Annotated in this window: 27 protein-coding genes, 1 tRNA gene and 2 pseudogenes; 9 read left to right on the forward strand and 21 right to left on the reverse strand. The window is 62.8% G+C overall.

The features are described from left to right. From V3572_RS04575 to V3572_RS04600, 6 genes are all read right to left on the reverse strand, one after another. Positions 1-603 (reverse strand): SH3 domain-containing protein (locus tag V3572_RS04575; protein ID WP_332109802.1); only part of this gene is annotated, 603 nt, incomplete at its 3' end. After that, positions 600-1586, reverse strand: coding sequence for a nitroreductase family protein (locus V3572_RS04580; protein WP_332109803.1), 987 nt, complete (start codon positions 1584-1586; stop codon positions 600-602). The genes V3572_RS04575 and V3572_RS04580, both read right to left, overlap by 4 nt. A 112-nt stretch (positions 1587-1698) precedes the next feature. Beyond that, the gene (locus V3572_RS04585; RefSeq protein WP_442877353.1) at positions 1699-2436 is read right to left on the reverse strand and encodes a C40 family peptidase; all 738 of its coding nucleotides are present in this window, start codon (positions 2434-2436) and stop codon (positions 1699-1701) included. Positions 2437-2450: 14 nt separating this feature from the next. After that, positions 2451-3878: a two-component system sensor histidine kinase NtrB gene (locus V3572_RS04590; RefSeq protein WP_332109805.1), complete on the reverse strand. Its 1428-nt coding sequence runs from the start codon at positions 3876-3878 to the stop codon at positions 2451-2453. 57 nt (positions 3879-3935) lie between these two features. Continuing rightward, positions 3936-4805: a DsbA family protein gene (locus tag V3572_RS04595; RefSeq protein WP_332109806.1), complete on the reverse strand. Its 870-nt coding sequence runs from the start codon at positions 4803-4805 to the stop codon at positions 3936-3938. 471 nt (positions 4806-5276) lie between these two features. Further along, a complete protein-coding gene (locus V3572_RS04600; protein ID WP_332109807.1) occupies positions 5277-5468 on the reverse strand; it encodes a hypothetical protein in 192 nt (63 codons plus the stop codon). A 385-nt stretch (positions 5469-5853) separates the two neighbouring features. Between V3572_RS04600 and potA the strand changes: the two genes are divergently transcribed. The 6 genes from potA (at position 5854) to V3572_RS04630 (ending at position 12746) form a co-directional block, all read left to right on the forward strand. Further along, complete coding sequence (gene potA, locus V3572_RS04605) at positions 5854-7026, forward strand: spermidine/putrescine ABC transporter ATP-binding protein PotA (protein WP_332109808.1); 1173 nt, start codon at positions 5854-5856, stop codon at positions 7024-7026. Further along, on the forward strand, positions 7004-7858 hold the full coding sequence (gene potB / locus V3572_RS04610) for a spermidine/putrescine ABC transporter permease PotB (protein WP_332109809.1): 855 nt from the start codon (positions 7004-7006) through the stop codon (positions 7856-7858). Before potA ends, potB begins: the two co-directional genes overlap by 23 nt. After that, on the forward strand, positions 7855-8622 hold the full coding sequence (gene potC / locus V3572_RS04615) for a spermidine/putrescine ABC transporter permease PotC (protein ID WP_332109810.1): 768 nt from the start codon (positions 7855-7857) through the stop codon (positions 8620-8622). The genes potB and potC overlap by 4 nt, the downstream gene beginning before the upstream one ends. Then, entirely contained in the window at positions 8619-9662 is a 1044-nt protein-coding gene (locus V3572_RS04620) for an ABC transporter substrate-binding protein (RefSeq protein WP_332109811.1), read from the forward strand. Before potC ends, V3572_RS04620 begins: the two co-directional genes overlap by 4 nt. 337 nt (positions 9663-9999) lie before the next feature. Then, entirely contained in the window at positions 10000-10857 is an 858-nt protein-coding gene (locus tag V3572_RS04625; protein ID WP_332109812.1) for a menaquinone biosynthetic enzyme MqnA/MqnD family protein, read from the forward strand. Between the two features lie 389 nt (positions 10858-11246). Further along, positions 11247-12746, forward strand: coding sequence for a hypothetical protein (locus V3572_RS04630; RefSeq protein ID WP_332109813.1), 1500 nt, complete (start codon positions 11247-11249; stop codon positions 12744-12746). A 242-nt stretch (positions 12747-12988) separates the two neighbouring features. On the opposite strand, the gene rsgA is transcribed toward V3572_RS04630, so the two are convergent. The 3 genes from rsgA to V3572_RS04645 form a co-directional block, all read right to left on the reverse strand. After that, positions 12989-14047 carry a ribosome small subunit-dependent GTPase A gene (gene rsgA, locus V3572_RS04635; protein ID WP_332109814.1) on the reverse strand — a complete coding sequence of 353 codons (1059 nt, stop codon included), beginning with the start codon at positions 14045-14047 and terminating at the stop codon, positions 12989-12991. 541 nt (positions 14048-14588) lie between these two features. Further along, positions 14589-14858 carry a zinc ribbon domain-containing protein gene (locus V3572_RS04640; protein ID WP_332109815.1) on the reverse strand — a complete coding sequence of 90 codons (270 nt, stop codon included), beginning with the start codon at positions 14856-14858 and terminating at the stop codon, positions 14589-14591. 46 nt (positions 14859-14904) lie between these two features. After that, on the reverse strand, positions 14905-15318 hold the full coding sequence (locus V3572_RS04645; RefSeq protein ID WP_332109816.1) for a double zinc ribbon domain-containing protein: 414 nt from the start codon (positions 15316-15318) through the stop codon (positions 14905-14907). Between the two features lie 140 nt (positions 15319-15458). Between V3572_RS04645 and V3572_RS04650 the strand changes: the two genes are divergently transcribed. Beyond that, positions 15459-15605: a hypothetical protein gene (locus V3572_RS04650; protein ID WP_332109817.1), complete on the forward strand. Its 147-nt coding sequence runs from the start codon at positions 15459-15461 to the stop codon at positions 15603-15605. Positions 15606-16060: 455 nt separating this feature from the next. Here the strand turns inward: V3572_RS04650 and V3572_RS04655 are convergent, their stop codons facing one another. From V3572_RS04655 to V3572_RS04685, 7 genes and pseudogenes are all read right to left on the reverse strand, one after another. Then, a complete protein-coding gene (locus V3572_RS04655; protein ID WP_332109818.1) occupies positions 16061-16636 on the reverse strand; it encodes a helix-turn-helix transcriptional regulator in 576 nt (191 codons plus the stop codon). A 121-nt stretch (positions 16637-16757) separates the two neighbouring features. Continuing rightward, a complete protein-coding gene (locus V3572_RS04660; protein WP_332109819.1) occupies positions 16758-17765 on the reverse strand; it encodes a hypothetical protein in 1008 nt (335 codons plus the stop codon). A gap of 322 nt (positions 17766-18087) precedes the next feature. Next, positions 18088-18173, reverse strand: a tRNA-Leu gene (locus V3572_RS04665). 13 nt (positions 18174-18186) lie between these two features. After that, a complete protein-coding gene (gene secG, locus V3572_RS04670) occupies positions 18187-18663 on the reverse strand; it encodes a preprotein translocase subunit SecG (protein ID WP_332109820.1) in 477 nt (158 codons plus the stop codon). Between the two features lie 41 nt (positions 18664-18704). After that, entirely contained in the window at positions 18705-19460 is a 756-nt protein-coding gene (gene tpiA, locus V3572_RS04675) for a triose-phosphate isomerase (protein ID WP_332109821.1), read from the reverse strand. 4 nt (positions 19461-19464) lie between these two features. Beyond that, the gene (locus V3572_RS04680) at positions 19465-20661 is read right to left on the reverse strand and encodes a phosphoglycerate kinase (protein WP_332109828.1); all 1197 of its coding nucleotides are present in this window, start codon (positions 20659-20661) and stop codon (positions 19465-19467) included. Between the two features lie 120 nt (positions 20662-20781). After that, positions 20782-21174: pseudogene (locus tag V3572_RS04685) on the reverse strand (GNAT family N-acetyltransferase); the annotation flags it as partial. 54 nt (positions 21175-21228) lie between these two features. On the opposite strand from V3572_RS04685, the gene V3572_RS04690 reads away from it, so the two are divergent. Further along, positions 21229-21765 carry an NUDIX hydrolase gene (locus V3572_RS04690; RefSeq protein WP_332109822.1) on the forward strand — a complete coding sequence of 179 codons (537 nt, stop codon included), beginning with the start codon at positions 21229-21231 and terminating at the stop codon, positions 21763-21765. A gap of 63 nt (positions 21766-21828) precedes the next feature. Here the strand turns inward: V3572_RS04690 and V3572_RS04695 are convergent, their stop codons facing one another. After that, the gene (locus V3572_RS04695; protein WP_332109823.1) at positions 21829-22269 is read right to left on the reverse strand and encodes a DMT family transporter; all 441 of its coding nucleotides are present in this window, start codon (positions 22267-22269) and stop codon (positions 21829-21831) included. On the opposite strand from V3572_RS04695, the gene V3572_RS04700 reads away from it, so the two are divergent. Next, positions 22268-22537: a hypothetical protein gene (locus tag V3572_RS04700; RefSeq protein WP_332109824.1), complete on the forward strand. Its 270-nt coding sequence runs from the start codon at positions 22268-22270 to the stop codon at positions 22535-22537. The genes V3572_RS04695 and V3572_RS04700 overlap by 2 nt on opposite strands. On the opposite strand, the gene V3572_RS04705 is transcribed toward V3572_RS04700, so the two are convergent. The 4 genes and pseudogenes from V3572_RS04705 to V3572_RS04720 all read right to left on the reverse strand — a co-directional run. Continuing rightward, positions 22534-22947, reverse strand: coding sequence for a YccF domain-containing protein (locus V3572_RS04705; protein ID WP_332109825.1), 414 nt, complete (start codon positions 22945-22947; stop codon positions 22534-22536). The genes V3572_RS04700 and V3572_RS04705 overlap by 4 nt on opposite strands. Positions 22948-22959: 12 nt before the next feature. Beyond that, positions 22960-23826, reverse strand: a complete 867-nt coding sequence (locus V3572_RS04710; protein WP_332109826.1) for a rhodanese-like domain-containing protein — start codon at positions 23824-23826, stop codon at positions 22960-22962. A 71-nt stretch (positions 23827-23897) separates the two neighbouring features. Continuing rightward, positions 23898-24764, reverse strand: coding sequence for an N-formylglutamate amidohydrolase (locus V3572_RS04715; protein WP_332109827.1), 867 nt, complete (start codon positions 24762-24764; stop codon positions 23898-23900). Next, positions 24757-25110 (reverse strand): annotated as a pseudogene (locus tag V3572_RS04720) (glutamate--cysteine ligase); the annotation flags it as partial. The gene V3572_RS04715 and the pseudogene V3572_RS04720, both read right to left, overlap by 8 nt.

Raw genomic sequence — 25110 nt, forward strand, 5'->3', positions numbered from 1 at the left:
CCCCGTGGCGGCGGCAGTCCCGGAGGGGGCAGAACCCGCCGGGACCGGAACGCCCGTTGCGACATTGGCCTGTACGGACGGTGCGGCCGGTTGCGCCATCGCGACGTCCCCCTGCCCATCACGACTGGAGACGGGGGGCGGGCCAGCCTGCCCGCCCGATGCGGGCTCCGCCCGGGCGTCCACAAGCGACCCCACGGCGTCGCCGCCTCCCGGACGCCGCGCCACATGGATCAGGCGATCCCGGTAAGGGGCCGGAACCTCCTGGGAAAATCCCGTAAGGTAGCCGCCCATGACGAAACCGCGCACGCCGCCCCGGGCCTCGATCTCCGCCCAGGCCCCGTCCGTGGCCACCACCCGGACCACTTCACCGGCCCGGAGCACCTTTTTCGTGGCGGCCCCGGCATCGGGTCCGGCCAGCAGGCAAAGGCCCTGGAGCCGCACCGCCTCGTGGCGCACGGGCGAGGCCGCCAGGGCCTTTGCCCCATCCGGCGGGGATGCCGCCGGGTCGGTCGACACCTCCACGGCGTTGGCCTGCCCGCCCATCAAGGCAAACATCGACCCCAGCAAGATGACCACGACCCACCGCCGCGCACCCCGTTTCATGGTTCCCTCGTTCCCTCGTTTTCGAGATCCTGTCCCGCCGCACCCGGCCCCCTCCATCCCTGCGGGGTATGAAAAACCCGCACCGGGGGACGAAGCCTGCCGGCGACCCTCTGGTATCGCTCGGTGGAATAGCCCAGGGCGACGACCGCGTAAACCGTCTCCCCCCGGTCAATGCCCAGGCTTTCCTGAATTTTTTTATCGTGCTGCATGGCCGCCACGGCATAGCCGATCAAACAGGTTCCAAGCCCCATGGCATGGGCCGCCAGCAGCATGTTCTGGCTGGCCAGCAGGGCGTCCTCGGCCGGACAACTGGCCCCGGGCCGGGAGGTGACCACGATGGCCGCCGGGGCGCCATGGAAAAGCCTGTCCGTGCCGTCGCGGTCCCACACGGCCAGCGCCTTTTTCACCGAGGCGTAATGTTCCCGATAATAGTCGTCCAGGTCGGATCGGCCCACCAGGCGCATGGACAACCGCAACAGGGGATTTTCGGCCAGGGCGTTGAGCTTTCGAAAAAACCGGGCCAGGGCGGCGCCCAGAAAGGTCACGGCCGGGCGGTCGGGCAAAAGGGTGAAGGCCCATTTCTGGCTGTTGTGCCCAGAGGGGGCGCTGATTCCGGCCCGCACCAGATCCAGGAGCACCTCCTGGGGTACGGGCCGCTCCAGATAGTTGCGCACGGAGCGCCGCGACCGCATAAGCCGGATCAACCGCCCCGGATCGGCCTGCCCCGGGGCCAGCCAGTCCGTCGAGGTCGCAATGGCGGCGAAATCCCCGGCAAAAGGGTCCAGGCCGGTCACGGCCACCGCCCCCTCGGGACAGACCGCCTGGCAGTGGCCGCAGGTCAGGCAGGCCTGGTCCGTGACCATGGCCTTTTTGGCCTCCAGGGCCAGGGTCTTGGTGGGGCAGGATCGCACGCACAGGCCGCAGCCCACGCACAGCGAGGCATCGACCACGACCTGCGACGCCCTGTCGGCCCCCGCGCTCATGCGGCCACCCAGGCCCGGCGAGGCATGCTGCGGGGCGCAACGCCCCCGGGAAAAAGGCCGGACACCGGGAACACAACGAGACAGGGATGTTTTTTCATACCAAAGAGGGGTGTTAGAGGTTGGCTTTCGAGACCTTCGGTTCCATGGCCGCGCTGACCCGGCGCGAACCTGCGGAGGCATTCAGCCCGGCTTCGGCCGGAGCCGAGGGCGGGGCCGCAATGCGCCGGGCGGTCACGTACCAGCGCATATAGTCCGGCGTGTCCATGCGTTCCACCCGGACCCCGGCGGATCGGGACGAAGAATGCAGCATGCGCCCGCCACCGAGAAAAATCCCCACATGGTTGATGCCCGCCGTGCGATCCGTGGAGAAAAAAAGCAGATCCCCGGGCAAGAGCATGTTCCGATCCACGGCTGCCCCCATGGCGGCCTGATGGGCGCTGTGCCGTGGCAGCGTGGCCCCCAGGCGCTGATAGACGGCCTTGGTCAGGCCCGAGCAGTCCACCCCGGTCGGAGTGTCGCCACCAAACAGATAGGGCGCTCCAAGGAAGCCTTCGGCCGCCTGCAGGATGGCCGCGCCGCCCACGTCCAGCCCGGCCACGAGGTCGCCCACGCCTGGGGGAATCGTGTCCAAAATGGCGTTTTTCTCACGCAAGGCCGAGACCAACGCGGCATGGTCCGGTTTTTTCTGGCCGGGGCGCAGGGTGCACAGCTCCTTGTACCGGGCGTCCACACGCCGGGTGCTGGTGTGCAGCATGCCCAGTCCGTCCTCGAAGCCATAGATTGTCTGGGCCTGGACGCCAGTCGGGAAAAAGGCGACGCACAACAGCAGTGTCGCAGCCAAAGCCCCCATCCCCCGCCAAGCCCTCATGGCGCGTCCTGTGCCCGAAGGCAGGACGCAACGCCACTGTCCGCGTCCCGTTCCGCACGACCCGGGTGGCCGACATAGGTGATGCGGCATGGGGCCTCCACCCGTTTGAGCTTCATGCAATCAGCCCGGAAAAGGCATCCATCCTGCCCGCAGATATCGAAACGCCCCCGGCCGAAACACGGCTCGAAGCCCTCGGCAGCCTGAATCTCGCGCACGGCGTCCACGGCCGACAGGCCCACGATGTTCACCCCGGCATGTCTGGCCTTGGTGGTCAGCAAGCAGGCGTCCAGCCCGTCGCCCAGCAGAGCGCCCGGCGCACCTGGGCTACCGCCTGCGGCCGCGTCCTGCATGGGCAGGCGCAGGCTGACGGTGACGCCGCCTTGGCCGGGGCTGTGCAGCGACAGTTCGCCGCCGTGCTCCATGACGATCTTGCGGGCGATGGTCAGTCCGATCCCGGCCCCCCGCGCCTTTGTGGTGAAAAACGGATCGAACACGAAGGGGAGACTGTGATCCGGTATTCCCGGGCCTGCATCGCTGACGGCGATCCGCCAGGAATGGCCTTCCGGACGGGCCAAAAGACGCACGGGGACCACGCCCGGGTTGGAAAATTCCACGGCATTGCGCAAAATCTCCGTCAGAACCAGATCAACCAGGCCCTGATCCATGAAACAATCGCCCTCTTCCACCTGGATATCCCATTCCACCGTCCGTCCGGACTGGGCCGCCACCCGCCCGATTACGGCCGTCACCCGCTCGACGAGCGGCAGAAGGGGCGAAAACATGGGCTTTGGACGCTGTATGGAGGCCAGCCGGACCACCGTGCCCACGATGCCTTCCAGACGCAGGGCCTCGGAAAAGATGATGTCGGGATATTCCGTGGACAGGCCGTGCTCCAGCATGACGGCCCGGAGTTTGCGGGAGAACCCGCCGATGGCGGCTGTCGGGTTGCGGATCTGATGGGCCACGGACAGGGCCAGATTGCCCAGGCTCTCGATGATGTCGTGCTGCAGACGGTTTTTCTCGCGCAGCACGCTGGTCTCGCGCTCCCGGGCCTGGTGCAGTTCGGTGACGTCCTCGAAGATGCACACCACGCCGACCATCCTGCCGCTGCGGCGCACGCAGGAGACGTTCACGATCAGGCGCAACACGCGGCCATCAGGGGTTACGTAGGCAAGCTCACGCTGCCTCGTGCTGACGCCCTCGTCAGTGCCCTGCCTGACCAGGGCGGCGAACTCCGCACTCCCCGGCGTGTCAGGAAGGACCTCGCGCCACAAGGCGCCTTTGAGCGGCTCCCGGGAGATCCCCAGGAGGGCCCCGGCGACAGGGCTCGCGGCGGCGATGCGTCCGCCCCGGTCAATGACCACAAGCCCCACGGGGATGCTTTGCAGGATGTTCTCTTCAATCACACGCCTGGGCGTCGGCATGGCAAACCTTTTCCCGAACGGTTCACATGTCCGGGACAGCCGGAAATCCGCGCACGCCTACTTGATCTCCCGGCAATCCGTACATTCGTTTTTGTCGTTGCCCGAAGCGGCGTTGGCTGCGACCTTGGCCTCCTTGCCGTCCGGCGCCGCAGCCCCGGATTTGGCGTTTTGCATGGCCTTGTCCACAGCATCCTCGAAGACAGGCAGCGGGGCCGCGCCACGGATGGACATGCCGCCGACGACATAGGTGGGGGTACCCCGGAATTTGAATGTCCTGGCCTCTTCCACATCCTTCTTCAGCCGCTCGTCGAGCTCGGGACGCTTCATGTCGGCGTCCAGGCGCGCGGCATCCGCCCCCAGGGACACGGCCAGCTCCCGCAAGGCGGCCTCCCCGCCCTCGGCCATCTTCTCCTGGTTGGCGAACACGGCGTCATGGAAGGCCCAGGCCAGTTCCGGCTTCTGCAGTCCCAGGGCCTCGAAAATCAGGGCGGCCTGGCGGGAGACCGGGGCTGCGGCGAAATGCTTGAACACCACCTTGACCGCCTCCGGGCGAGTCTTGATCAGTTCCTTCATGATGCCCGCCCCGGCGGCGCAATAGTGGCAAAAAAAGTCGGAGTATTCCACGACGACCACAGGGGCGTCGGGTTTGCCCAGGGACAGACGGCCCGGATCGAGCACGGGTTTGAGGGGATTTTTCATCTCCTCCTCAATGCGCCTTTTCTCCTCGGCCTGCTGGCGCTCCTGGGCGGCCTCCTCCAGGATGCCGAGCAACTGGACCTTTTCCTTGCGAAGCGCCTCAAGGAGAATCTCGGGATGTTCCTTGAGCAGGGTCCGCATTTCAGCTTCCACATTCTGGGCGCCCCTGGCCGGAACCACGGAAAGCCCAAAAATGACAAGCAGTGCTACGATCACACGTCGTTTTGCCATTGTCTTTTCCTTTTCGTGCTGATTTGGCGAGTTGCGGCATCCGGCGAGCGCCGTCAGGTTGGGGGCGTGAGAAAGGCCCTGGCCGCAGATCTGCATTTTTTAGGGAAGATACAGGAGTCCCCCCAACTTGTCATCCGCTTCCTGCCGCCGCCTCTCGCCACACCTCGGCCGGACGCCCCCCCTGGCGAGAACGGCGTGATCCGGGTCGCATCCCATGTGGATGACGGGGGCCGCGTAACCGTGTAGCGTTGAAACGAAACAAACAAGGAGATGTGGCATGGCCTATCTGGTGGTCATGGTCGCCGTGCTGGCGGTCATCGTGATTTTCTGCCTCAGCGGTCCCGTGATCGGTCCCAGGGCCTGAGGCCCCGGCCCTGCCTGCCGCCGTGCGCGGCGCCCCCTCCCGGAGACGAAGGGGACAAAAGACGGAAAAATGAAATAACGACGGGCAGCAGGGAAAGCGGGCGGCCATCACGCCTTCTTGTTGAGGATGGCGGCCTTGAAGGCCATTTCGATGGGCATTTCCCGGCTTATCATCATCTCTTCGAACTGCATCTGGGCCTTGACGCGCTGCTCGCTGGAAACCGTCAGATATTCCGCAATGATCTCCATGGCTCGATTATGCGATATCTCCGGCGGCATGCTGAATCCAGACAAACTCATGATCGATTCCCCCTGGAAAATCCGGCGCGCTTCGCGGTTGGCGCTGGTTATGCTTTCCCAAGATATTCTATCGGATTCGCACCCTTCATTCTTTAGGCTCAAGCGGTAGCCTCAAAAAAAATGGCCTTTCGGGGAACCGTGCCCTGGCGGATGGCCCCGGACAAACTTTTTTTCCGGAAATGCGTTTTTCCGTGGCTCGCGACGTGAGATAACCTCCCGATTTTTTTACGGGCAAAGGACCGCCCCGCGGAAAGCCGCACCGGACGCGATTTTCTGATCGTTGACATCCCCCCGGTTTCACTCCATGTTCCCCTCGCCGGTCGGCGGTTCCCCCCTTTTTCCGTTGGTCCCGGCAGCACCAAACCGGAGGATATGACAAGGGGCGATGGAAAACACACTTCCTTGCATCGAACTGGACCATGTCTCCAAGCGTTTCGGGGACCAGCCGGTCCTTGGGGATATTCATCTCACCATCAATCACGGCGAGTTCCTCACCTTTCTTGGCCCCTCGGGTTGCGGGAAAACCACCATTTTGCGGCTGCTGGCCGGTTTCGAGCACCCCTCCTCGGGACGGGTGCGCATCGGCGGCAAGGACGTCACCGATCTGCCCCCCCACAAGCGGGCCGTGAACACCGTTTTTCAGAACTACGCGCTGTTTCCGCACATGACCGTCTTCGACAACGTGGCCTTCGGCCTGCGCATGCGCCGGACCCCGGCCAAGGTCATTGAAGAGGACGTGTTTTCGGCCCTGCGCATGGTCAAGATGGAGACGCACCATGCCCGCCGCCCCAGCCAGCTCTCCGGCGGCCAGCAACAGCGGGTGGCCATCGCCCGGGCCGTGGTCAACAAGCCCCTGGTGCTGCTTCTCGACGAACCTCTGTCGGCCCTGGACTACAAGCTGCGCAAGGCCATGCAGATCGAACTCAAGGAGCTTCGCCGCACACTCGGCATCACCTTCGTCTTCGTCACCCACGACCAGGAGGAGGCCTTTTCCATGTCCGACCGGGTGGCGGTGATGAACGAGGGGGCCATTGAGCAGATCGATTCCCCGAGCGTCATCTACGAAAAGCCGAAAAACCTTTTCGTGGCCAAGTTCGTGGGGGAGATCAACACCTTCGAGGGCCGGGTGCTGTCCCGCAACGGGGTCTCCATGCAGGCCCTGGTGGAGGGCGAGGAGGTCCGGCTGTCGCTTGGCGGCAACGGCAACGGGAACGGCGCCCATTGCGCGTCTGGGGAGCATGGGGAACACGGGACGGCCTGCGGCGCCCTGGCCGCCGGATCGCCGATCAAGGTGCTTTTGCGCCCCGAGGACGTGCGCCTGGAGCGCGCCGCGCCGGGCGACGCCGGGGGGCTGACCGGCGCCATCGTGGATACCGTCTACAAGGGCATGACCATCGATTTGATCATCGAGATGTCGGGCGGCAAAAAGATTCTGGCCACGGAGTTTTTCAACGAGGACGCACCAGAGGCCCTTTTCTCCGTGGGCGAGCGGGTGCGCGTGGGCTGGGTCGAGGACTGGGAAGTGGTGTTGCCCGATGAAGGATCGCAGTCTCTTTAAGACCCTGGCGGTGACCTTGACCGTGGGCTGGCTCACGGTCTTCGTCATCGTCCCCAACCTGCTGACGCTTTCAGCCGGGTTTTTCACCCGTGGCGAGCCGGAATTCGTCCTTCCGATCTTGACCTTCGACAACTATGCCCGGCTTTTCGACCCGGCCTTTCTCGACATCTTCCTCGATTCCGTGTGGCTGGCCCTGGGCGCCACGGTCCTGTCCCTTCTCGTGGGCTATCCCTTCGCCTACATCCTGGCCAGGATGCCCCCGGCCCGCCGCCGCATGGGCCTTTTATTCGTCATCATCCCCTTCTGGACCAACTCGTTGATCCGCACCTACGCGCTCATCGCCATTTTAAACGTCAACGGCCTCTTCAATACCGCCCTTTTGCGGCTGGGGATCATTTCCGAGCCCATGGAGCTTTTGTATACCAATACGGCGGTTTTCATCGGCTTCACCTACACCCTTTTGCCGTTCATGATCCTGCCGCTGTACGCCTCCATCGAAAAGCTGGACCACCGGCTCATCGAGGCCGCCCGGGATCTGGGGGCCGGTTCCTTCCAGACCTTTTTCCGGGTCAGCCTGCCGCTGACCCTGCCCGGGATCATCGCCGGGAGCATGCTGGTCTTTTTGCCGGCCCTAAGCATGTTCTACGTGCCGGACATTCTCGGCGGGGCCAAGAGCCTTTTAGTGGGCAACTTCATCCGCAACCAGTTCCTGGTGGCCCGGGACTGGCCCTTCGGCGCGGCGGCCAGCGTCCTTCTGACCGTGGTCATGGGCCTTTTGCTCTATGTCTACTGGCTGTGCCAGAAACGCGTGCGCCGGGCGGAACCGGCATGAAACGCACGATCAAGGCCGCCTACCTGGGGACCGTCTACCTCTTTTTGTACCTGCCCCTGGTGGTGCTCACGGTCTATTCCTTCAACGACGCCAAGCACGTGGTGGCCTGGAAGGGATTCACCACCAGGTGGTACGTAAAGCTTGCCGAAAACTCCGTCCTTCTGGACGCCGCCGTCAACTCCCTGCTCCTGGCCGCCGCCTCGGCCACGGCGGCCACCATCATCGGCACCCTGGCGGCCATCGCGCTTAGGCGCTACCGGTTCACGGGCCGCACCATCCTGTCCACCTCCATGTACGTGGTCATGATGTCTCCGGACATCGTCATGGGCATATCCCTGCTCATGCTCTTCGTCCTTTTGGGGCTGCCCTTGGGGTTCACCACCCTTTTCCTGTCGCATGTGACCTTTTGCCTGCCCTTTGTCACGGTGACCGTGCTGGCCCGTCTGACGGGCCTGGACGGCAATCTGGTGGAGGCGGCCATGGACCTGGGGGCCCGGGAATTCGAGGTTTTTTCCCGGATCATCCTGCCCCTGGCCATGCCCGGCGTTTTGGCCGGATGGCTCTTGAGCTTCACCTTGTCGCTCGACGACGTGATCATCAGTTTTTTCGTCACCGGTCCCACCTTCGAGATCCTGCCGCTCAAGATCTATTCCATGGTCAGGCTGGGGGTGAAACCGGAGGTGAATGCGCTGTGCGCGGTGATGTTCGGCGTCACCCTGGCCGTGGTCTTACTCACCCAACTCTGCTTCAAGGAGCGAAAATGAAAAAACATCTCCTGGCCCTCGCGGTCCTTTGCGCCGCCCTTGGCGTGGTCGTTCCGGCCCATGCCGCGGACAAGACGCTCAACGTCTTCATCTGGTCCGAATATCTGCCCGACGAGGTGGTGGCGGACTTCACCAAGGAGACGGGCATCAAGGTCAAGCTGACCACCTACGAAAGCAATGAAACCATGTACGCCAAGATCAAGATGCTCGGAGGCAAGGGCTACGACATCGTGGTGCCCTCGGCCGAATTCGTCAGCCGCATGGCCGCCGAGGGTCTGCTGGCGCCCATCGACAAGGGCAAGCTCTCCAACCTGCCCAACCTGGACGACACCTTCCGCAATCTGCCCTATGACCCGGAAAACGGCCACAGCGTGCCGTACATGTGGGGCACCACGGGCATCGCCGTGAACACGGACCTGGTTCCCGAGGGCCAGATCACCGGCTACGCCGACCTGTGGAATCCGGCCCTGGCGGGCAAGCTGCTTCTGCCCGACGACATGCGCACCACGCTCGGCATGGCGCTTAAGGTGCTGGGCTATTCCACCAACGACACGGACCCGGCCCACATCGAACAGGCCTATCTGCGGGCCAAGTCGCTCTATCCGGCGGTGAAGGTCTTTGATTCCGATTCGCCCAAGCAGGCCCTGCTCAACCGCGAGGTGTCCGTGGCCGTGCTGTGGAACGGCGAGGCCTACGTGGCCAACGGCGAAAACGGCAAGATCGTCTACGTCTATCCCAGGGAAGGGGCCAACCGCTGGGTGGACAACCTGTGCATCCCCAAAAACGCAGCCAACGTGGACAACGCCTACGCCTTCATCAACTACCTGCTCAAGCCCGAGGTGGCGGCCAAGATCTCCCAGGAGATGGGCTACGCCACGCCCAACAAGGCGGCCATGCCCCTGCTTCCGGCCGAGATTCGCGACAACCCCATCATCTATCCCCCGGCGGACAAGCTCAAGGGCAGCGAGTTCGAAACCGACCTCGGCTCGGCCCAGCGCCTCTACGAACAGTACTGGAGCAAGCTCAAGACCGGACGCTAAGGCGACCGCCGACCCCGCGAATGACGCGCCCGCCGTCACGGGAGCGCGCGACCGCCAGCCCCCTGCCCGGACAGACCGGAAAGGGGGCTGGCCTGCGCTGGGGGGCCTTCGCCCGCCTCCCGGGCCGAAGCCGCGCCCGGCCCGGGACGGTCTGCGGTCCAGGATCTCATCCCTCGCATGGCCCCCGCTTGGCCCCCATATGAGCCACGCATGGCCCTCGCGTGCGGGGCGCCCGGCCGGAAGCCTCCGGGAACGGCAGGGAGCGGCCGGGAACGACCGAAAACGGTACGCGGCCCAGCGCCTTGAATTTTCCGGCGGCTTCGGATAGGTGCCCCCCATGTCACACCCCACCCTGCGCATCGGCCGCATCGCCTATCTGAACGTCTGGCCCCTTTTCACCCTGCTGGCCCCGACCATCGACGCCAACCCGCACATGGACTGCGTTTCGGGGCACCCCTCCGAACTCAACGCCGCCCTGAGCCGGGGGGAGATCGACGTGGCCCCGGCCTCGGCCTTCGCCTATCTGGCCAATCCCGAAGGCTTTGCGCTCCTGCCGGACTTAAGCATCAGCGCCGCCGTGGCCCCCATCCAAAGCGTGCTCCTGGTCAGCCCGGTCCCCGTGGACGAGCTTGGGGGATACCTGCGCCGCACCGGGGACACGGTGCTTTTGTCCCAGGCCTCGGCCAGCTCCAACGCCCTGCTCCGGGTGCTGTGGCGCGGCCACTGGAAGCTGCCCGACGCGGCATGGTCCATGACCGCCCCGGGCACGGGCCTGTGCACGGATCGGCCCTTTGTGGAGATCGGGGACACGGCCCTGTCGTATTACCTCGACCCGCCCGCAGGACGGCACATCATCGACCTGGGCGAGGCCTGGCATGCGTTTACCGGGCTGCCCTTCGTGTTCGCGGCCTGGATCGTGCGCGAGGGGCTTGGCGCGGCGCGGCGCGAGGCCTTGTCCGGGATGTGGAACAGGCTGATGGAGATCAAGGCCGGTCTGCCGCAGCGCCTGGACGAGTTGGTGGAAAGCGGCGGTCGGCCGGACTGGATCGGAGCAAAGGCCCTGGCGAACTACCTGCGCGGGGTCAGCTACGACCTGGGGCCGGACAGACAGGCCTCCCTGCTGCTTTTCGCCCACCACTGCCGGGAACTCGGCCTTCTCGACGCCGTGCCGGGCCTGCGCTGGCAGGCGGTATAGGGAGGGAACGCCCGGATACGGTTTTCGTGGAGGCCTCTTCGCCTGCGCGAAAACCCCGACCGGAAAAGAATCTCCGCGCTGCCTTACCGCCCCCTTCCATGTCGGCGTTGCCTGGTGGACATCATCCTGCCCATGCCCGATTGGCAGGCCTTGCGGGGACAATGGCCCATCCCCCGGGTCATCCGCCGCAATATCCGGACGAAGATGACTTTTCGCATCCTGCGGCTGGGCTTTCTTCCCCGATTCATGCTAGAAAGAGCTTGTGCTCGAATCTCCCCGGCTTTGGCCCAAAGACGGTTCGAGGCCTGGTCATCTCCCGCTTTTGGACACGTCCGCCGGATCGCAGCTTGTTTGTTCAACGAATGCGATGGGTCGCAAGGGGGAACGTCATGGGCGTCATCTCCAAGAGAACTTTCCTGGCAGCCGTCGGTGCAATCGTACTCCTGTCCGTCCTGTTCTTCTCCGTCCGCGATTTCGCCGTAACAGGAAACGACAAGACTCCTTTGGCGATGCCGCAGGTAATCGCATCAACCGATATGGGATCCATTCCGCAAAAAGACCCGACGCCCCATGACCGGGCATCCGCAACGACGCGAGGGGCCGTGGCGGAAAGACTACAAATCGCGGACCTTGCCTACCAGGGGGCGTTCCGTCTGCCCGGTCAGTTCAATTGGGGGGCCCTTGGCCTCACGTACTATCCGCCCGGAAACGGCGGACGCGGCAGCCTTTTCGTCACCGGGTTCCAAGCCCCGTTCGATCCGGCCCACCCCGGGGAGACTTGCTGGGATCCCGCATGGGACTGTTATGCGCACTACGGACAGATTGCGATACCGGCCCCTGTTGTCCGGAACAACTGGGAGGAGTTGCCGCAAGCCGTGTTGCTGGGAACGATGCGCCCGTTTGACCAAGGATTGGCGGCCACGGTTCACCGGGAGTATGTCTACGTCAGCGGCATGGAATACGTTCCCCGGAACGGTTCCCAGACCCAGGACAAAATCTACGGTTCCCTTGATGTCTGGTATGCGGAGGGCGTCTTTGGCGAGGCCTCGTTCCCGACAGTCTGGATGGCCAATCTGAACGGAACGGACGCGCGGGGGATGTTCCACGTCGGCCCGGACAGCGCGCCTTATCACGGCCGCAAAATGGGATCGTATCTGTTCACCGTGCCGTCATGGTACGCCGCCCGCTACCTCGGCGGCCGCCGTCTGGTGACCGGACGCTCCCGCGGGACACCGGCCTCCATGGAAGCCATTACCACCCAAGGCGGTTCCCAGGGCCCCACCCTGTTCGCCTTTCATCCCTTCGCCAGCGACACCCCCTCGGGAAATCTCGACGCGATCCCCCTGCTCTACTACCAGGTCAGATTTCCCGGATGCGCCGGTCCCAACGTCGGTGATCCGGCGGCCTGCGACTATCCGGGCTTCACCATGTGCGATGACTGGGGCGGCGCATCCTTTGTGGACAATGGATCCCGCCGATCAATCATGATCCTTGGCCTCAAAGGCTTGGGAAACAACTGTTACGACGAACCCCCGACGCAGTGCCACGACCCGTGCGGCGACACGCATGGATACCACTGCCATCCCTATGAGCGGCAGGTGCTGTTGTATGATGTGCATGCATTGGGAGATGTCGCCCAGGGACGTCGCGATCCCTGGAGCGTACTGCCGTATGCCGTGTGGCGTCCCCAGGAATTTTACCTATCCGATACAATATGCTGGAATACCGGAGGAATGGCGTTCGACCAGAAAAACGGCCGCCTTTTCATGGTTGAAAGAGGTTTGGGAGGTGATACGAACGCTGCCGTGATCCATGTCTGGCGCGTCCCATACGTAAACACTGCATCATCCGTTCCAGCCTCGGCACTCTTGCTCATGCAACAGGATTAACAATATTGAAGATCCAGATATCGGATCCCACCGCAAACCATCATGCAGGAACATCGGAAGCAACGTTGTCACTACGTTTGCCATATCGATTATAAACGCATCCGCACAGGGTTCCCACGTCAACCAAGGCCACCTTCCAGAAACTGGCGATCCATTTCGCCATCGGCCTGGACATCAGGCGTTGTCCCGCGCCAGGCCTCACCGGCGGTTCCCCCCCGGCAACAGCCTGGCGCGGGATTGCGCTATTTCAGACCTTTTTTACGCTTTTTCACCGATTTCACAAATCGGCCGAAGGCCTTGTCCTTTTGCCGTTTTTCCAGTTGCGACATGCCGTAGTAGGCGGACTCCTTTTTGAGCTTCAAATAGCCCGCAAGCCGATCCTCGGGCAATTCGCCCATTTCAACGGCGGCCCTGACGGCGCAGCCGGGCTCGTGGGCATGGCGGCAGTCCGCATAGCGGCACTGTGCGGCCAGCGCAGCGATGTCCTCAAACCCCATGTCCACATCGCCGTCGCTGATGATGCCGAGTTCCCGCATGCCGGGCGTGTCGATCAGCAGCGCGCCGCTCTGAAGAACCACGAGTTGCCGCCTGGTAGTCGTATGGATGCCCTCCCCGGTGCTGCTGACGGCCTGGGTTGCAAAGGCCTCCTGGCCGATGAGACGGTTGACCAGGGTCGTCTTTCCGACCCCCGAGGAACCGAGCAGGCAGTACGTCTTTCCCGGAAGAAGCGTCTGTTGCACCGCAGCAAACCCGGCCCCGGTGATCGTGCAAAGCGCCATCACCGGGGCCGTGGTGACCGAGCGTACGACGGCAAGCGTCGTTTCCAAGGCTTCCGTGGTGACCAAGTCCGTCTTCGTGAGCAGGACCACCGGTTCAACATGCCCGTCCGTGGCCATGACCACGTATCGCTCCAACCGCCTTGGATTGAAGTCGAAGTGGCAGGATTGGACAAGAAAGGCGGTATCGACGTTGGCGGCGATCATCTGGTGCTCGATGGCCTCGCCAGGGGTCTTGCGCCGCAAGAACGACTTCCTGGGAAACACCTGATGAATGATCGCCGCAGCCTCGTTATTATACCACTGCGCCGTCACCCAATCACCGACACAGGGCAGGTCTTCGGAACGCTCAATCCCGTAGGCGAGCCTCCCTGACAGTTCGGCCGGAACTTCCTTTCTGGCGTCGGTTATGAGGTATGAACCCCGGTCAACGGCGGATATGCGGGCGAATCCGCATCCATCGCGGCCAAGCTCCGTGGCCTGTGCGGCGAACCAGTGGTCGAATCCGATATCCTGCAAGGTCATGACCGTTTCCCCATAGGCCCGGAACCGGGCGCAGGCATCGGTCGCCCGGTTCCGGCGGCGAAGCGGCTATGGGAAATTCGGGAAACGACGTGGGTATGTTCCGTTCGTATCTGCATTGAATGACTCCTTCTGTGCGGTGAATCGCATGGTCGAACGCGGGGCATGCCGGGAGGCAGGCCCGCCCCATGCGACGCCAATGGCCGGTGATGGCCATGACCAAACGCCAAGGAAGGGGGGTGTCGGACAAGAGCACGAAAAGACCGGCCCGGGATGCCGGGCAGGTTCGCTACAGGCGGAACAGATCGCGCCGTGGCGCAAGACGCCTCCCTTACGGGAGGCTCACGCCGTGGGAGCGCTTACCGGCTGCGGCTCTCGCCGACAACCAGGGCAACAAGATCCCGAGTGGTGGTTCTCAAAAAAACCTCTGCTGGAACGGTGGATGAATGCGGGGGTGATACGCAAGGGCAGTCGTGGCGTCAAGACCGCCGGGGGGTGGCTACGCCGCCCCCCCGGGAGACAAAAAGCCCACCTCCCAGCGGGTTTACTCAAAATGGAACTGGTCGTCGGCGGGCGCAATATTCCGCCCGCAATGCTTGCAAATGATGGCCTCTCGTTTCACATACTCCGCGCAGTATGGGCATTTCTTTTCGCCAGCACCAGCGCCAGCCTTCGGAAGAACTAGGGCGACAATCAGGGCGATAGGCCCAAAGAAAAAGCCTAGGACGAACCATCCGGCCGTGTTCATACCTTTATTGGAGGCGACGACAGCAGCGGCAATGCCGCATCCGATCCATAGAACAAGAAAATCCACAGGTGTCTCCGTCTTCCCTGGCGAGGTTGTCGAGTGCGGGAATTATTCAGTCTAAATCCTCCGGTTTCCAACCGCACCTTTTGCATGCTGTGGCTGACATTTTGTTTGACGTTCCGCATCGCCCGCATGTTTTGCCTGAATCTTTCATGATGACCCAATGGCTGGAAACATCCCTCTGCTTTTCTTCGTCCTCTTGATCGTCCTCTTGATCGTCTTGCACCACGAGGTCGCGTCCGCAGTGCTTGCACACCCTGGCTTCGGCCTTGATGAATTCAGCGCAGAACGGGCATTTGCGTTCGCCCTTGGCCGCGCCCTCTTTCCCGGCCAGCAACGCAAAAATGAGCCCAAAAGGGCCAAGTATCGCGCCCAGGAAAAACCAGCTTATGGCATCACGCCCCTTCGATGCGGCGATTTTCGCGCAGGCAAAGCCAAAGCATATCCAGATGAGCAAATAGGACATCTTCCCTTTCCTTTTCCGCTACGATAACAGAAATCCGAACAACGGGGCAAGACCGAGTGAACATCCTTCCTCGGTTGCCAGGAGCAGGCCACGGATGACCAGAGCCTTGACTTCCAACCGGGCATGAGCAAGGTAGGGGCATGAGGAAACGAATTGCGGATGCCCTCGAAAAAATGGCCGTGGGTTGTCTCGTGGGCGCGCTCTTCCAGACCAATCTGTACGCCTTCTTCATCGGCGCGGTTCTTATGGGCCTGTGCCTGTTCTTGACCGGGAGGATTGAACGATGACCGCCAACACGATTTATACCCTCATCGGCCTTATGGGCATCGCCATGGCAGTCCTGTTCTTTTTCCTGCCCCCCGACAAGCCCCGCCGTCCGGGAAACCGCAAGTAGGCCCGCTTCCAGAGACCGGTCTCATATCCGCCCGCCTGAGGCCCGCAAGCCAACCTGCCCATAGTCCATTGGTCATTTTTCCGCCTTTCGTCGTTCCCGGGGCGTCCAGGGCGACCATCGTGGGGCCTCCTTGGGCAAACATCTTCAGGGGTCACGGTAGTCCTGATGTCTCGCGCCATATGCTGAAAAAAATATACTCTCCGTTTAGCCGCATTTTTTGGGTTGCACCCTGTCACTATCGCGATCTTTTCAGGCGCCAGCCTTTTGTCCACCGCCCGCGCCATGCCAAGATGGCAGGGAATAGTATTTCGGGTTTCTTCAACTTCCGGGCGGGACTCGGGCCAGCCTTCATGCCGGGGGCGTTGCGTCGAGCCCAGGGGCAAAAAGGGCCTGTGAGCCAAGCAGATTGAGCTGGCCCAAGGCGTGCTGACGCCGCTTCTCCTGCACCTCTGGTCCGATGTACGGATTGCGCCCCATGCGGAAAGGCCAGCACGGGCACGGGGGCAACCCTCGATACTCGCCACCAGCCGAACAGCCCGACGGGTTCTCCTCGGGCAGGCATCCGGCGCAATACTCCTTGATGACCTTCACCAGTTCCCGAGACGAACCATCAGGGATGGTCCCACGGCGGTAAGGCCAGAAAACGCACGACTTGGCTGTGCACGCTTTTGCCGGGCCTACGAAACACTCGCGGCAAAATGTTGCGATCACCCGTAGCGGCGACAGATGCAGGAGTGGGATGCGCTCCACCACGACGTCAATCTGGCTTTCCGGCCACGCCACGGCGCGCGGCCCGAGTTTTACCGGGCGCGGGAAAACACCCTCGCGAACCAGGGCCAGGAAGCGGGATCGCTTATACGGGATGCGGGTGAGGACGGCGGGGAGGCGTAAGAGACGTTCGGGCTTGTGATGGTCGGGTTGCATGGACCTTCTCCGGTTGGAGGACCACCTTTCCCGGGTTCGGGCGGTGGAATAGTCCAGTACAAACCAAAAAAGGGCAGAAAAGAAAAAGAACCATAAGCTATTCTTTGGTTCCGGGAACCAGCTAGCTTTCTTTGGTTCCCTTTTTGCGTTTGGTGAAAGGGAGAACTTCGGCGGCTTTTATGCACGCATCCGTTCGGCGGCACCAAAAACGTAGGTCGGCTTCTTCAATATCTACAAGGCCAAGCCTTTCAAGGTAGCCCGCCTCATGAAACTCCTTCAATGCTTGTTTCACCGCGCCGCGCTTGTTTTTAAGCTCCTTCACGCGGTCCCAAAGCCATAGGCCGATGGCACGAGGCGCTTGCGTTTCTGGAATTACACCATTTTTTATATTTTTATACATTATTCTTTCTGCGATATATCTATTTCCAGGCTCATAATCTCCAACATCACGATTCCACCACAAGTATAGTCCACGAAATTCATCCATAACGACAGGAAGTGGTTTATCAAAATTAATGCATATAAACACATCGCCGGGTCTCTTCTCAAGCTCATACGGTTCTTCATTGCCAACACTAATCATTATTTTCTCGCCAAATCCATAAATATCACCCGCATTAATAAAATATGGTTTAACAAAAAATCGTTCATGCAGAGGGAAAACTATTCTGGAATTGTCATTTATATTTTCCAATAAATACGTCGAATCACGTGCGGGTCTTTCAGCATAACAAAATCCAAATTTTGAAATAATAAGATCTGACAAATGATTCCCCTTGGCAAAAGTGTCCCTTGTACACTGACTGATGGACTTATAACATTCTGTGCTCTGGCCAAAATGATATAGCTCCTCAAAATACGGTGACGGCTCATCTTCTAACCACGGATACTTGGCAAACAAATCAGCGAAATAAGCACGTTCTCCAATTATGGTTTTTATATGGAGTTCTTTTTCAACCTTTATTGTATCTATTTCTTCCTTCCTTATTTTATCTATTTCTTCCTTTAGCTCATTCTCGATATTTCGTACTTCATCTCTCAACTTACGAAATTCATAATTTCTATATACATACTCAAGGGACCAAAGGCGATAAAACAATACTCCACTATCTACTATAAGCCTGTCCATTTCCCACGCTCCCTCAGCTTGTCCCTGTAGTATCCCCCGGCCAGCCCATCAGGGACACGGTATTTCGGGGCGGGTAGCAAGTCCGCCCCTAGGCCGGGGAAGGTTATCCAAGGATAACCGATAACGTATTTTCCGTCATCGGCATTTCTGACGGACAGGCAGCAAGGTCCGCGCCGCCGCAGGCGTTTTGCCGTCTCGTGGCTGCCCCTCCGTATCCCATTGTGGAAACGAGAGGAAACCCAAGCGGTTCGGTCCCGCAGTGCCGTCGCGTGAACAAAAAAAAACGGGCCGCAACCTTTTGGCTGCGGCCCGTTTGATGTCGTGGTGCCGAAGGGGGGACTCGAACCCCCACGAGCATGGCTCACCACCCCCTCAAGATGGCGTGTCTACCAGTTCCACCACTTCGGCATGATACGCGGGCTTATTGCCCGGCAGGCTTCTCCGTTCCCGGCTGGGAGCCCGGAGCGGCGGCCGGCGCATTCCCGTCCGTCTTCGCTGTCCCGGCCGAGGGGGCCGGTGCGACGGGAGGCGCCGTTTCTTCAAATTTCACAGGGCCGGAGCCCTCTTCCTTGGATGGGGCGGGCTTGGCCGCATCCCCGCCAGGGGCCGTCTGGGGAACCGCCGGTTCCTCTATCTGGACCCCGGTCATGATCGAGGTGGCCGATCCGTGCCGTTCCGCGCCGGTCATGGCGTTGTAGGCCAGGGAGGTGACGAAGAATATCGCTCCGAAAACGGCCGTCAGCTTCACCAAAAGGCCCCCGGCGCCGGAGCTGCCGAACACCGACTGGCTGCCGCCGCCGAAAATCACTCCCATGCCCTCCTTGCCGGATTGGAGGAGCACCAGGATGATCAGCCCGAGGCAGATGAGAATATGAATGGTGACGATAAGCGTTGTCAAACTAATTTTTCCCGTTTTTTCGCCGGGTTGTTTTCCCGGGGTTAGGCCAAGGCGATGGCCGCGAAACTCTCAGCCCGAAGGCTTGCGCCACCTACCAGCACTCCGTCCACGTTGTCAATGCCGATTATTTCCCCGCAGTTGTCCGGTTTGACGCTTCCACCGTACAAGATACGGATTTCATTGGCTTTTTCACCGTAACGCAATCGCAGCAATTCCCGCACGATGCCATGCGCCTCGGCGATGTCCAAGGGGCCGGCGGTCAGCCCCGTGCCGATGGCCCACACCGGTTCATAGGCCACCACCAGGGCGGAGATGTCCGCGTCCGGGGCGATCTCCGAAAGTCCCGCCTCCATCTGGCGGGTCAAAACCTGGCGCAACTCCCCGGCCTTGCGCTGTTCGATCTTCTCGCCCACGCACAGGACCATGGACAGGCCCGCCGCCAGGCCGAAGGCCACCTTTTTGCCCACAAACTCGTCGGACTCGCCCAGAATGTGGCGGCGTTCGGAATGTCCGGCCAGGGCATAGGCGCAGCCCGCGTCCAGGAGCATATCCGGGGAGATCTCCCCGGTGAAGGCCCCCTGGGCCGCAGGATAGAAGTTCTGCGCGCCGAGGGAAACCCCCGGGGCGGAAACAATCTCGTCGGCCACGGCGAAAAGCGAGGTAAACGGCGCAATGAGCAGCACCTCGCGGTCGGCCGGGAGACTCCCGGCGATCAGCTCCGCAAAAAGGCGCGCCGTTTCCACGGCCTCGGCCCGGGTCTTGTACATCTTCCAGTTGGCGGCCATGAGTTTCATCATGCGGCTAGCACTCCTTGAGGGCTTTGAAGGCGGGCAGTTCCTTGCCCTCCAGAAATTCCATGGAGGCCCCGCCGCCGGTGGAAATAAACGTCATCCTGTCCGCCAGCCCGGCCTTGTGCACCACCACGTCCGTGTCCCCGCCGCCCACCACGGTCACTGCGTCGAGGTCGGCCAGGGCCCGGGCGATGGAAAGCGACCCTTCGGCGAAATCCGGATTCTCGAAGGCCCCCATGGGGCCGTTCCAGAGCACGGTTTTGGCCGGGGCCAAAACCTGGGCGAACAGCCGCGCCGTGGTCGGCCCGATGTCCAGGATCATGCCCTCGGCCGGGATGTCCTGATAGGGAAAAACCCCGGCGGGCTTCATCTCGCCCAGGGGCTTGCCGACGTCCATGGAGACGGCGAAATCCACGGGCAGATACAGGCTCACCTTGCGATCCCTGGCCAGGGCCAGGATGCTTCTGGCCTCTTCGTACAGGTCCGGCTCGACCAGCGAGGCGCCCACCTGAAAGCCCTGGGCGGCCACGAAGGTGTTGGCCATGGCCCCGCCGATGACCATGCGGTCCACCTTGGCCAACAAATTTTTCAGCACCCCCAGCTTGGAGGACACCTTGGCCCCGCCGGACACGGCCACAAAGGGCCGGGCCGGGTTCTCCATGGCCTGGCCAAGGTATTCCCATTCCTTTTTGAGCAAAAATCCGGCGCAGGAGGCCTTGGCGTATTTCGGGAAGCCCACCATGGAGGCGTGGGGCCGATGCGCCGTGCCGAAGGCGTCATTGACGAACAGGTCGCCGTAGGCCGCCATGGCCTTGGCGAATTCCGGATCGTTTTTCTCCTCGCCGTCGTGGAAGCGCAGGTTTTCGAGCATGAGCACGTCGCCCGGCGCCAGCGCCGCCACCATCTTCTCCACTTCGGGACCGATGCAGTCCGGGGCCATGGCCACGGGACGCCCGATCAGTTCGGAGAGCCGCGCGGCGGCCGGGGCCAGGGAATATTTGGGGTCGGGTTTTCCCTTGGCCTTGCCCAGATGGGAGCACATGACCAGGGACGCCCCCTTCTCCAGGGCGTAGCGCACCGTGGGCAGGCTGGCCCGGATGCGCAGGTCGTCGGTGATGCGCCCGCCGTCCAGGGGAACATTGTAATCCACGCGAAGTAAAATCCGTTTTCCGGAGATGTCCATTTGATCGAGAAACTTCATGCCCATGGTTGCTCCTTGCCGGTTTTTTCGCTCAGCGCCGCCTGTGTCGCCGCATGTGCGCCGCAACACCAGGGCGTCTTCCTGGTTGTCCGGATAATAGGCCCGGCGCCGTCCCTGCGGTTTGAATCCGAAGCAGGCGTACAAGGCCAGGGCCGGAACATTGGAGGCGCGAACCTCCAGAAACGCATCAGTCATGCCTGTTTCACGGGCAAGATGCAACACGTGTCCCAAAAGACGCCGGGCCAGGCCCTGCCGCCGATGTTCAGGCCGCACCGCGATATTGAGAATCTCAAGCTCTCCGGCCACCAGGGTGGCTGTCAGGTAGGCGGCAAGCCGTCCCTCGCGCTCGATGCCGCAGCATAAAAAATGCCCGCCGCCAAGACTGGTCCGAAACTGGTCCTCGGTCCAGGGCTGGGGGAAAAACCGCCGCTCAAAGGCCGCCAGACGCGCCGCATCTCCGGGCTTGAAAAACAGCACCGCGTCCCTTTCGCCCCCGCCACCGTGTACGGACATTCCCATTTCTCCCGAAAAATGTCATGGCAGCGCCGTGACAGCCAACGCCCAAAGGTGTTCATGAAACGACCCGCCCCGAAAGCCCCCCCCGTGGAACTCGTGGAATATGTGGACGCCCGGGACCGCCCCCTGGGGGTGATGCCCCTGGCCGCCGTCCATCGCCAGTCCCTGTCCCACCGTTCCGTGCTCGTTTTGCTCTACGATCTGCGCGGCAAGGTCTATCTGCAAAAGCGCGCCGCCACCAAGCAGTTCTATCCCGGCCGCTACGACGTCTCCGCCTCGGGGCATGTCCAGGCCGGGGAATCGCGGCTGGAGGCGGCCCTGCGCGAGCTTGACGAGGAACTGGGGATCACGGCCCGGGAGATGCGGGTGGTGGCCACGGCCCCGGCCTCGCCCCTGACCGGGCAGGAGTTCGTGACCCTTTATCATGCCGGGAAAACCGCCGCCGAACCGCGCCCCAATCCCGAGGAGGTTTCCGACGGCATGTTCGTGGACCACGCGGAACTGGCCTATATGGTGGAGCGGTTCCGGGAACTGCTCACCCCCGGGCTGGTCCACTTTTTCGAGCAAAACGCCGTGTTCCCGGCGGCCAAATAGTTCTCACGCGGCGCCCGTCCGGCGGGCCTGCCCTTTTTGCGCCGCAGCCCTTCCCCTCTCCCCTTACCCTTTGATCAGAAACACCCCGGCGGCCAAAAGCGCCGCCCCCACAACCCGTTGCAGGTCCAGGGGCCGCACGGGGTAGCCCAACACGCCGAAATGATCCAAGGCCAGGGAGGCCACGATCTGCCCGGCGATGATCACCGAGATCATGACCCCGGCCCCGAGTTTGGGAACCAGGACCACCGAGGCGGCCACGAAAAAGGCCCCGAAGGCCCCGCCAGTCCAGTACCACCAGGGCGAGACGGCAAAGGTCTGGCCAAGGGATACGGGAATGCGGAACACCAGCAGGTAGGCGGCCAGGACCACCGTCCCCACTGCAAAAGAAATGAACGCGGCGGCCTCGGCCCCGCCTGCAATCCGTCCCAAAAGGGCATTGATGCCCGCCTGGACCGGAATCAGGAGGCCCGCCGTGAGCGCCATAAGGAGAAACGGCCACTTCATGCGTGAAACGCCTTGTTCAATTGGACGTTTTATCAACGCCGGTCTGCCAACCGGCGCCATGGCCAGCATGGCCAGCTTCACATATTACAACCCGAAGGGAATCCCGATGGAAAAAAATCCTGTTTCTTTCCATCCCCCGATCGTCGTACGCCGTATCCGCCACCGTCTCGCCAACCGGGGCCATGGCCAGCATGGCCGACTTCACATGCGGGAAGCCGAACGGCAGGCCGATGGAAAACAACTCCTGTTTTTTTCCATCCCCCGCTAGTCGTACGTCTTATCCACCACCGTCTTGCCAACCGGGGCCATGGCCAGCATGGCCAGCTTCAGATGCTGAAACCCGAAGGGAATCCCGATGATCGTCACGAAGTTGAGCGCGGCGGCCAGGACATGCCCGATGGCCAGCCAGATCCCGGCCAGAACGAACCAGATGATGTTGCCCAGAAGGCCCAGCCCCCCCGTGCCCAGATCCTCACGCCCGGTAACCAGCTCCCGGTTGACCACCTCCTTGCCGAAGGGCCACAGGGACAACGTGCCGATGACGAAGCAGGACCGGCCCCAGGGGATGCCGATGATGGTCACGAACATGAGGATGCCCGACAGGTACCACCCCACGGCCATCCAAAAACCGCCGAGCACAAGCCACAGGATGTTCAACAAAAAATTGACCGGGGCCATATTTCCTCCAGATTAGGGTTCGTTTTGTTGCGACATCCGGTCCAAAAGCGCCGATAGGGCCGCCAGATGTCCCTTTTCCTCGCGGGAAAGGCGCAACAGGGCCTCGCGGCTGTCCTCGGAGAGGGCCGCCCGGGCGCACCGGACGTACAGATCCTGGGCCTGGGCCTCCACGGCCATGGCCAGCTCCAGGACGTCACGCCGGTCTTCGGGGGCCCCGCCGCGCCCGGAAAGATAGGCCTCGCCGGAAAATCCCCCTTCCAGGGCCGCGCCCGACGGGCTTTCGGACAAGACGGCGTCGAGCCGCGCCGCATCCGGAGCCGCCGCGCCGCTTTTGCGCCACAGGGCCAGGACCATGGCCTTGTGCTTGTCCTCGAACCCGGCCAGTCGGCGGAAGATGTCCGCCAGTTCGGGATCGGCGGCCTGTCCGGCCTGGGCGTGGTAGAACGCGCCCAGACGGACCTCCATGACGTAGGCCGTCTGGAAAATGTCTTCGGGACGCGCCAGGGGCGGCAAAAACTCGACCCCCTGCTCCCTTGGGCCGACGGCGCCCGCCCCGCTCCAGGCCAGCACCCCTCCGGCCAGATTGATCACCGGGGAAAACCCCTGACCGGCCAAAATCGCGGCCGCAGCGGCGCTGCGGCGCCCGGAGCGGCAATAGGCCACCGTGGGCTTTTCCCGGTCAAGCTCCGAAAACCGGTCGGGCAGTTCCCCCAGGGGAACAAGCCGCGCCCCGGGCAGATGAAATTCCCGGTATTCCCAGTCCTGCCGCACATCCACCAGATTGACCGCGTCCGGCGGTTGTCCCGCCAGCAACCGGCGCACCTCGTCAGCGCTCCGGGTGACCACCTGGTCCGTCGCACTCGGCATGTCTTTCGGCATGGGGTGTCCTCGCCCTGCGGACTGACCGCAGTTTCCGTCATGGGATGACATGCGCGCGCCGCGCGTCGATGTCAAGACGACGGCGGCGGCGTCTCGCCGCAGACGAGGCCGATGTCGGCCAGGGCCTCGGCCAAGGTGGCGGGCAGAAGGCGCACAAGCCCGTCGAAGGCCGACCGGTCCTCCAGGACGAACCGCTGGTTCACCTCCAGCTCGACGCCCAGATAGGCGGCGGGGAAACGCTTGCGAAGCGCTGTGACATGGCCGTCGGAAACACCCCGGTAGGGCGCGTTGCGGCGCACCTGAAACTCCGGCCGGGCTGCGGCCAGCCGCGCCTTCCAGGCCGCGCACAGGGCTCGCTCCCCGGCCCGGCGGGGATCGTACAAAAGCCCGATGTCCATGGTCCGCTGCGCGCCGCGAAAGACCGGCACGAAACTGTGCGAGGCCAGATGGACCACGGTTCGACCCCGGGCGATGGCCGACGACACGGCCTCGAGCGTCTCCCGGCGCATGGGGTGGTAGTGGGCGATAAGCAGGGCCTGCCGCTCGGCCTCGGGAAGCCCTCTGGTATACTTGGAAAAGTGCTTGGGATGGCCGAGGGAGCGGTTCTGGTCAACCACCAGACGGGTCACGGTGGTGAAAAAAAGCGGCGCGGCGAAGGCGGCGGCAAAGGACCGGGCCATCTCCAAGGCCCCGGCGTCGAAGCCCCCATGCCCGGCCAGATGATCGCCTTTGGTGGTGAACAGATGGGCCACCTCGGGCGGCACACGGTTGCCGCCGTGTTCGCAGGTGGCCACCACGTCAGCCGCACGGCCACGCCATTCGCCGGGGGGGCAGCCGGGCAATCCGCCGGGCGCCCCGGCTGGCCCCTTGCCGGGCATTGCGCCGGACGGCCCGCCGAACGGCCCAGTGTCGGCCCGCGCCGCCTGGACGTCAGCCATCAAAGACCTCCCCGGCCTCCAGGCAGTCGGCCAGCCGCCGGTAGACGGCCACCAGGTTCGGGCGCGAGGCGTCGCCGCCCAGGGCGGCCAGGATGCGCCGGGCCAGACACCCCCGGGTCAGAATGGTCCCTAGGGGCGCGTCCCAGAGCGGATCGCGCTCCATGTCCGGCCTGGCCGTTTCATACAGCGCCCGCCAGGCGTCGGCGGCCGTGATCCGGCCGACCGGCAGCCCAAGCGCCGCCTGATAGTCCGGGTCGTCGACGACCGCCGTGTCCGCGTCGGCGATGACCGTGCCCAGGATGCCCGCCAGACGCGCCGTATCTATGTCCCGGCTGCGTTCGATATC

Origin of the sequence: Desulfolutivibrio sp. (assembly GCF_036584575.1) — a bacterium.
Classification (GTDB): domain Bacteria; phylum Desulfobacterota; class Desulfovibrionia; order Desulfovibrionales; family Desulfovibrionaceae; genus Desulfolutivibrio.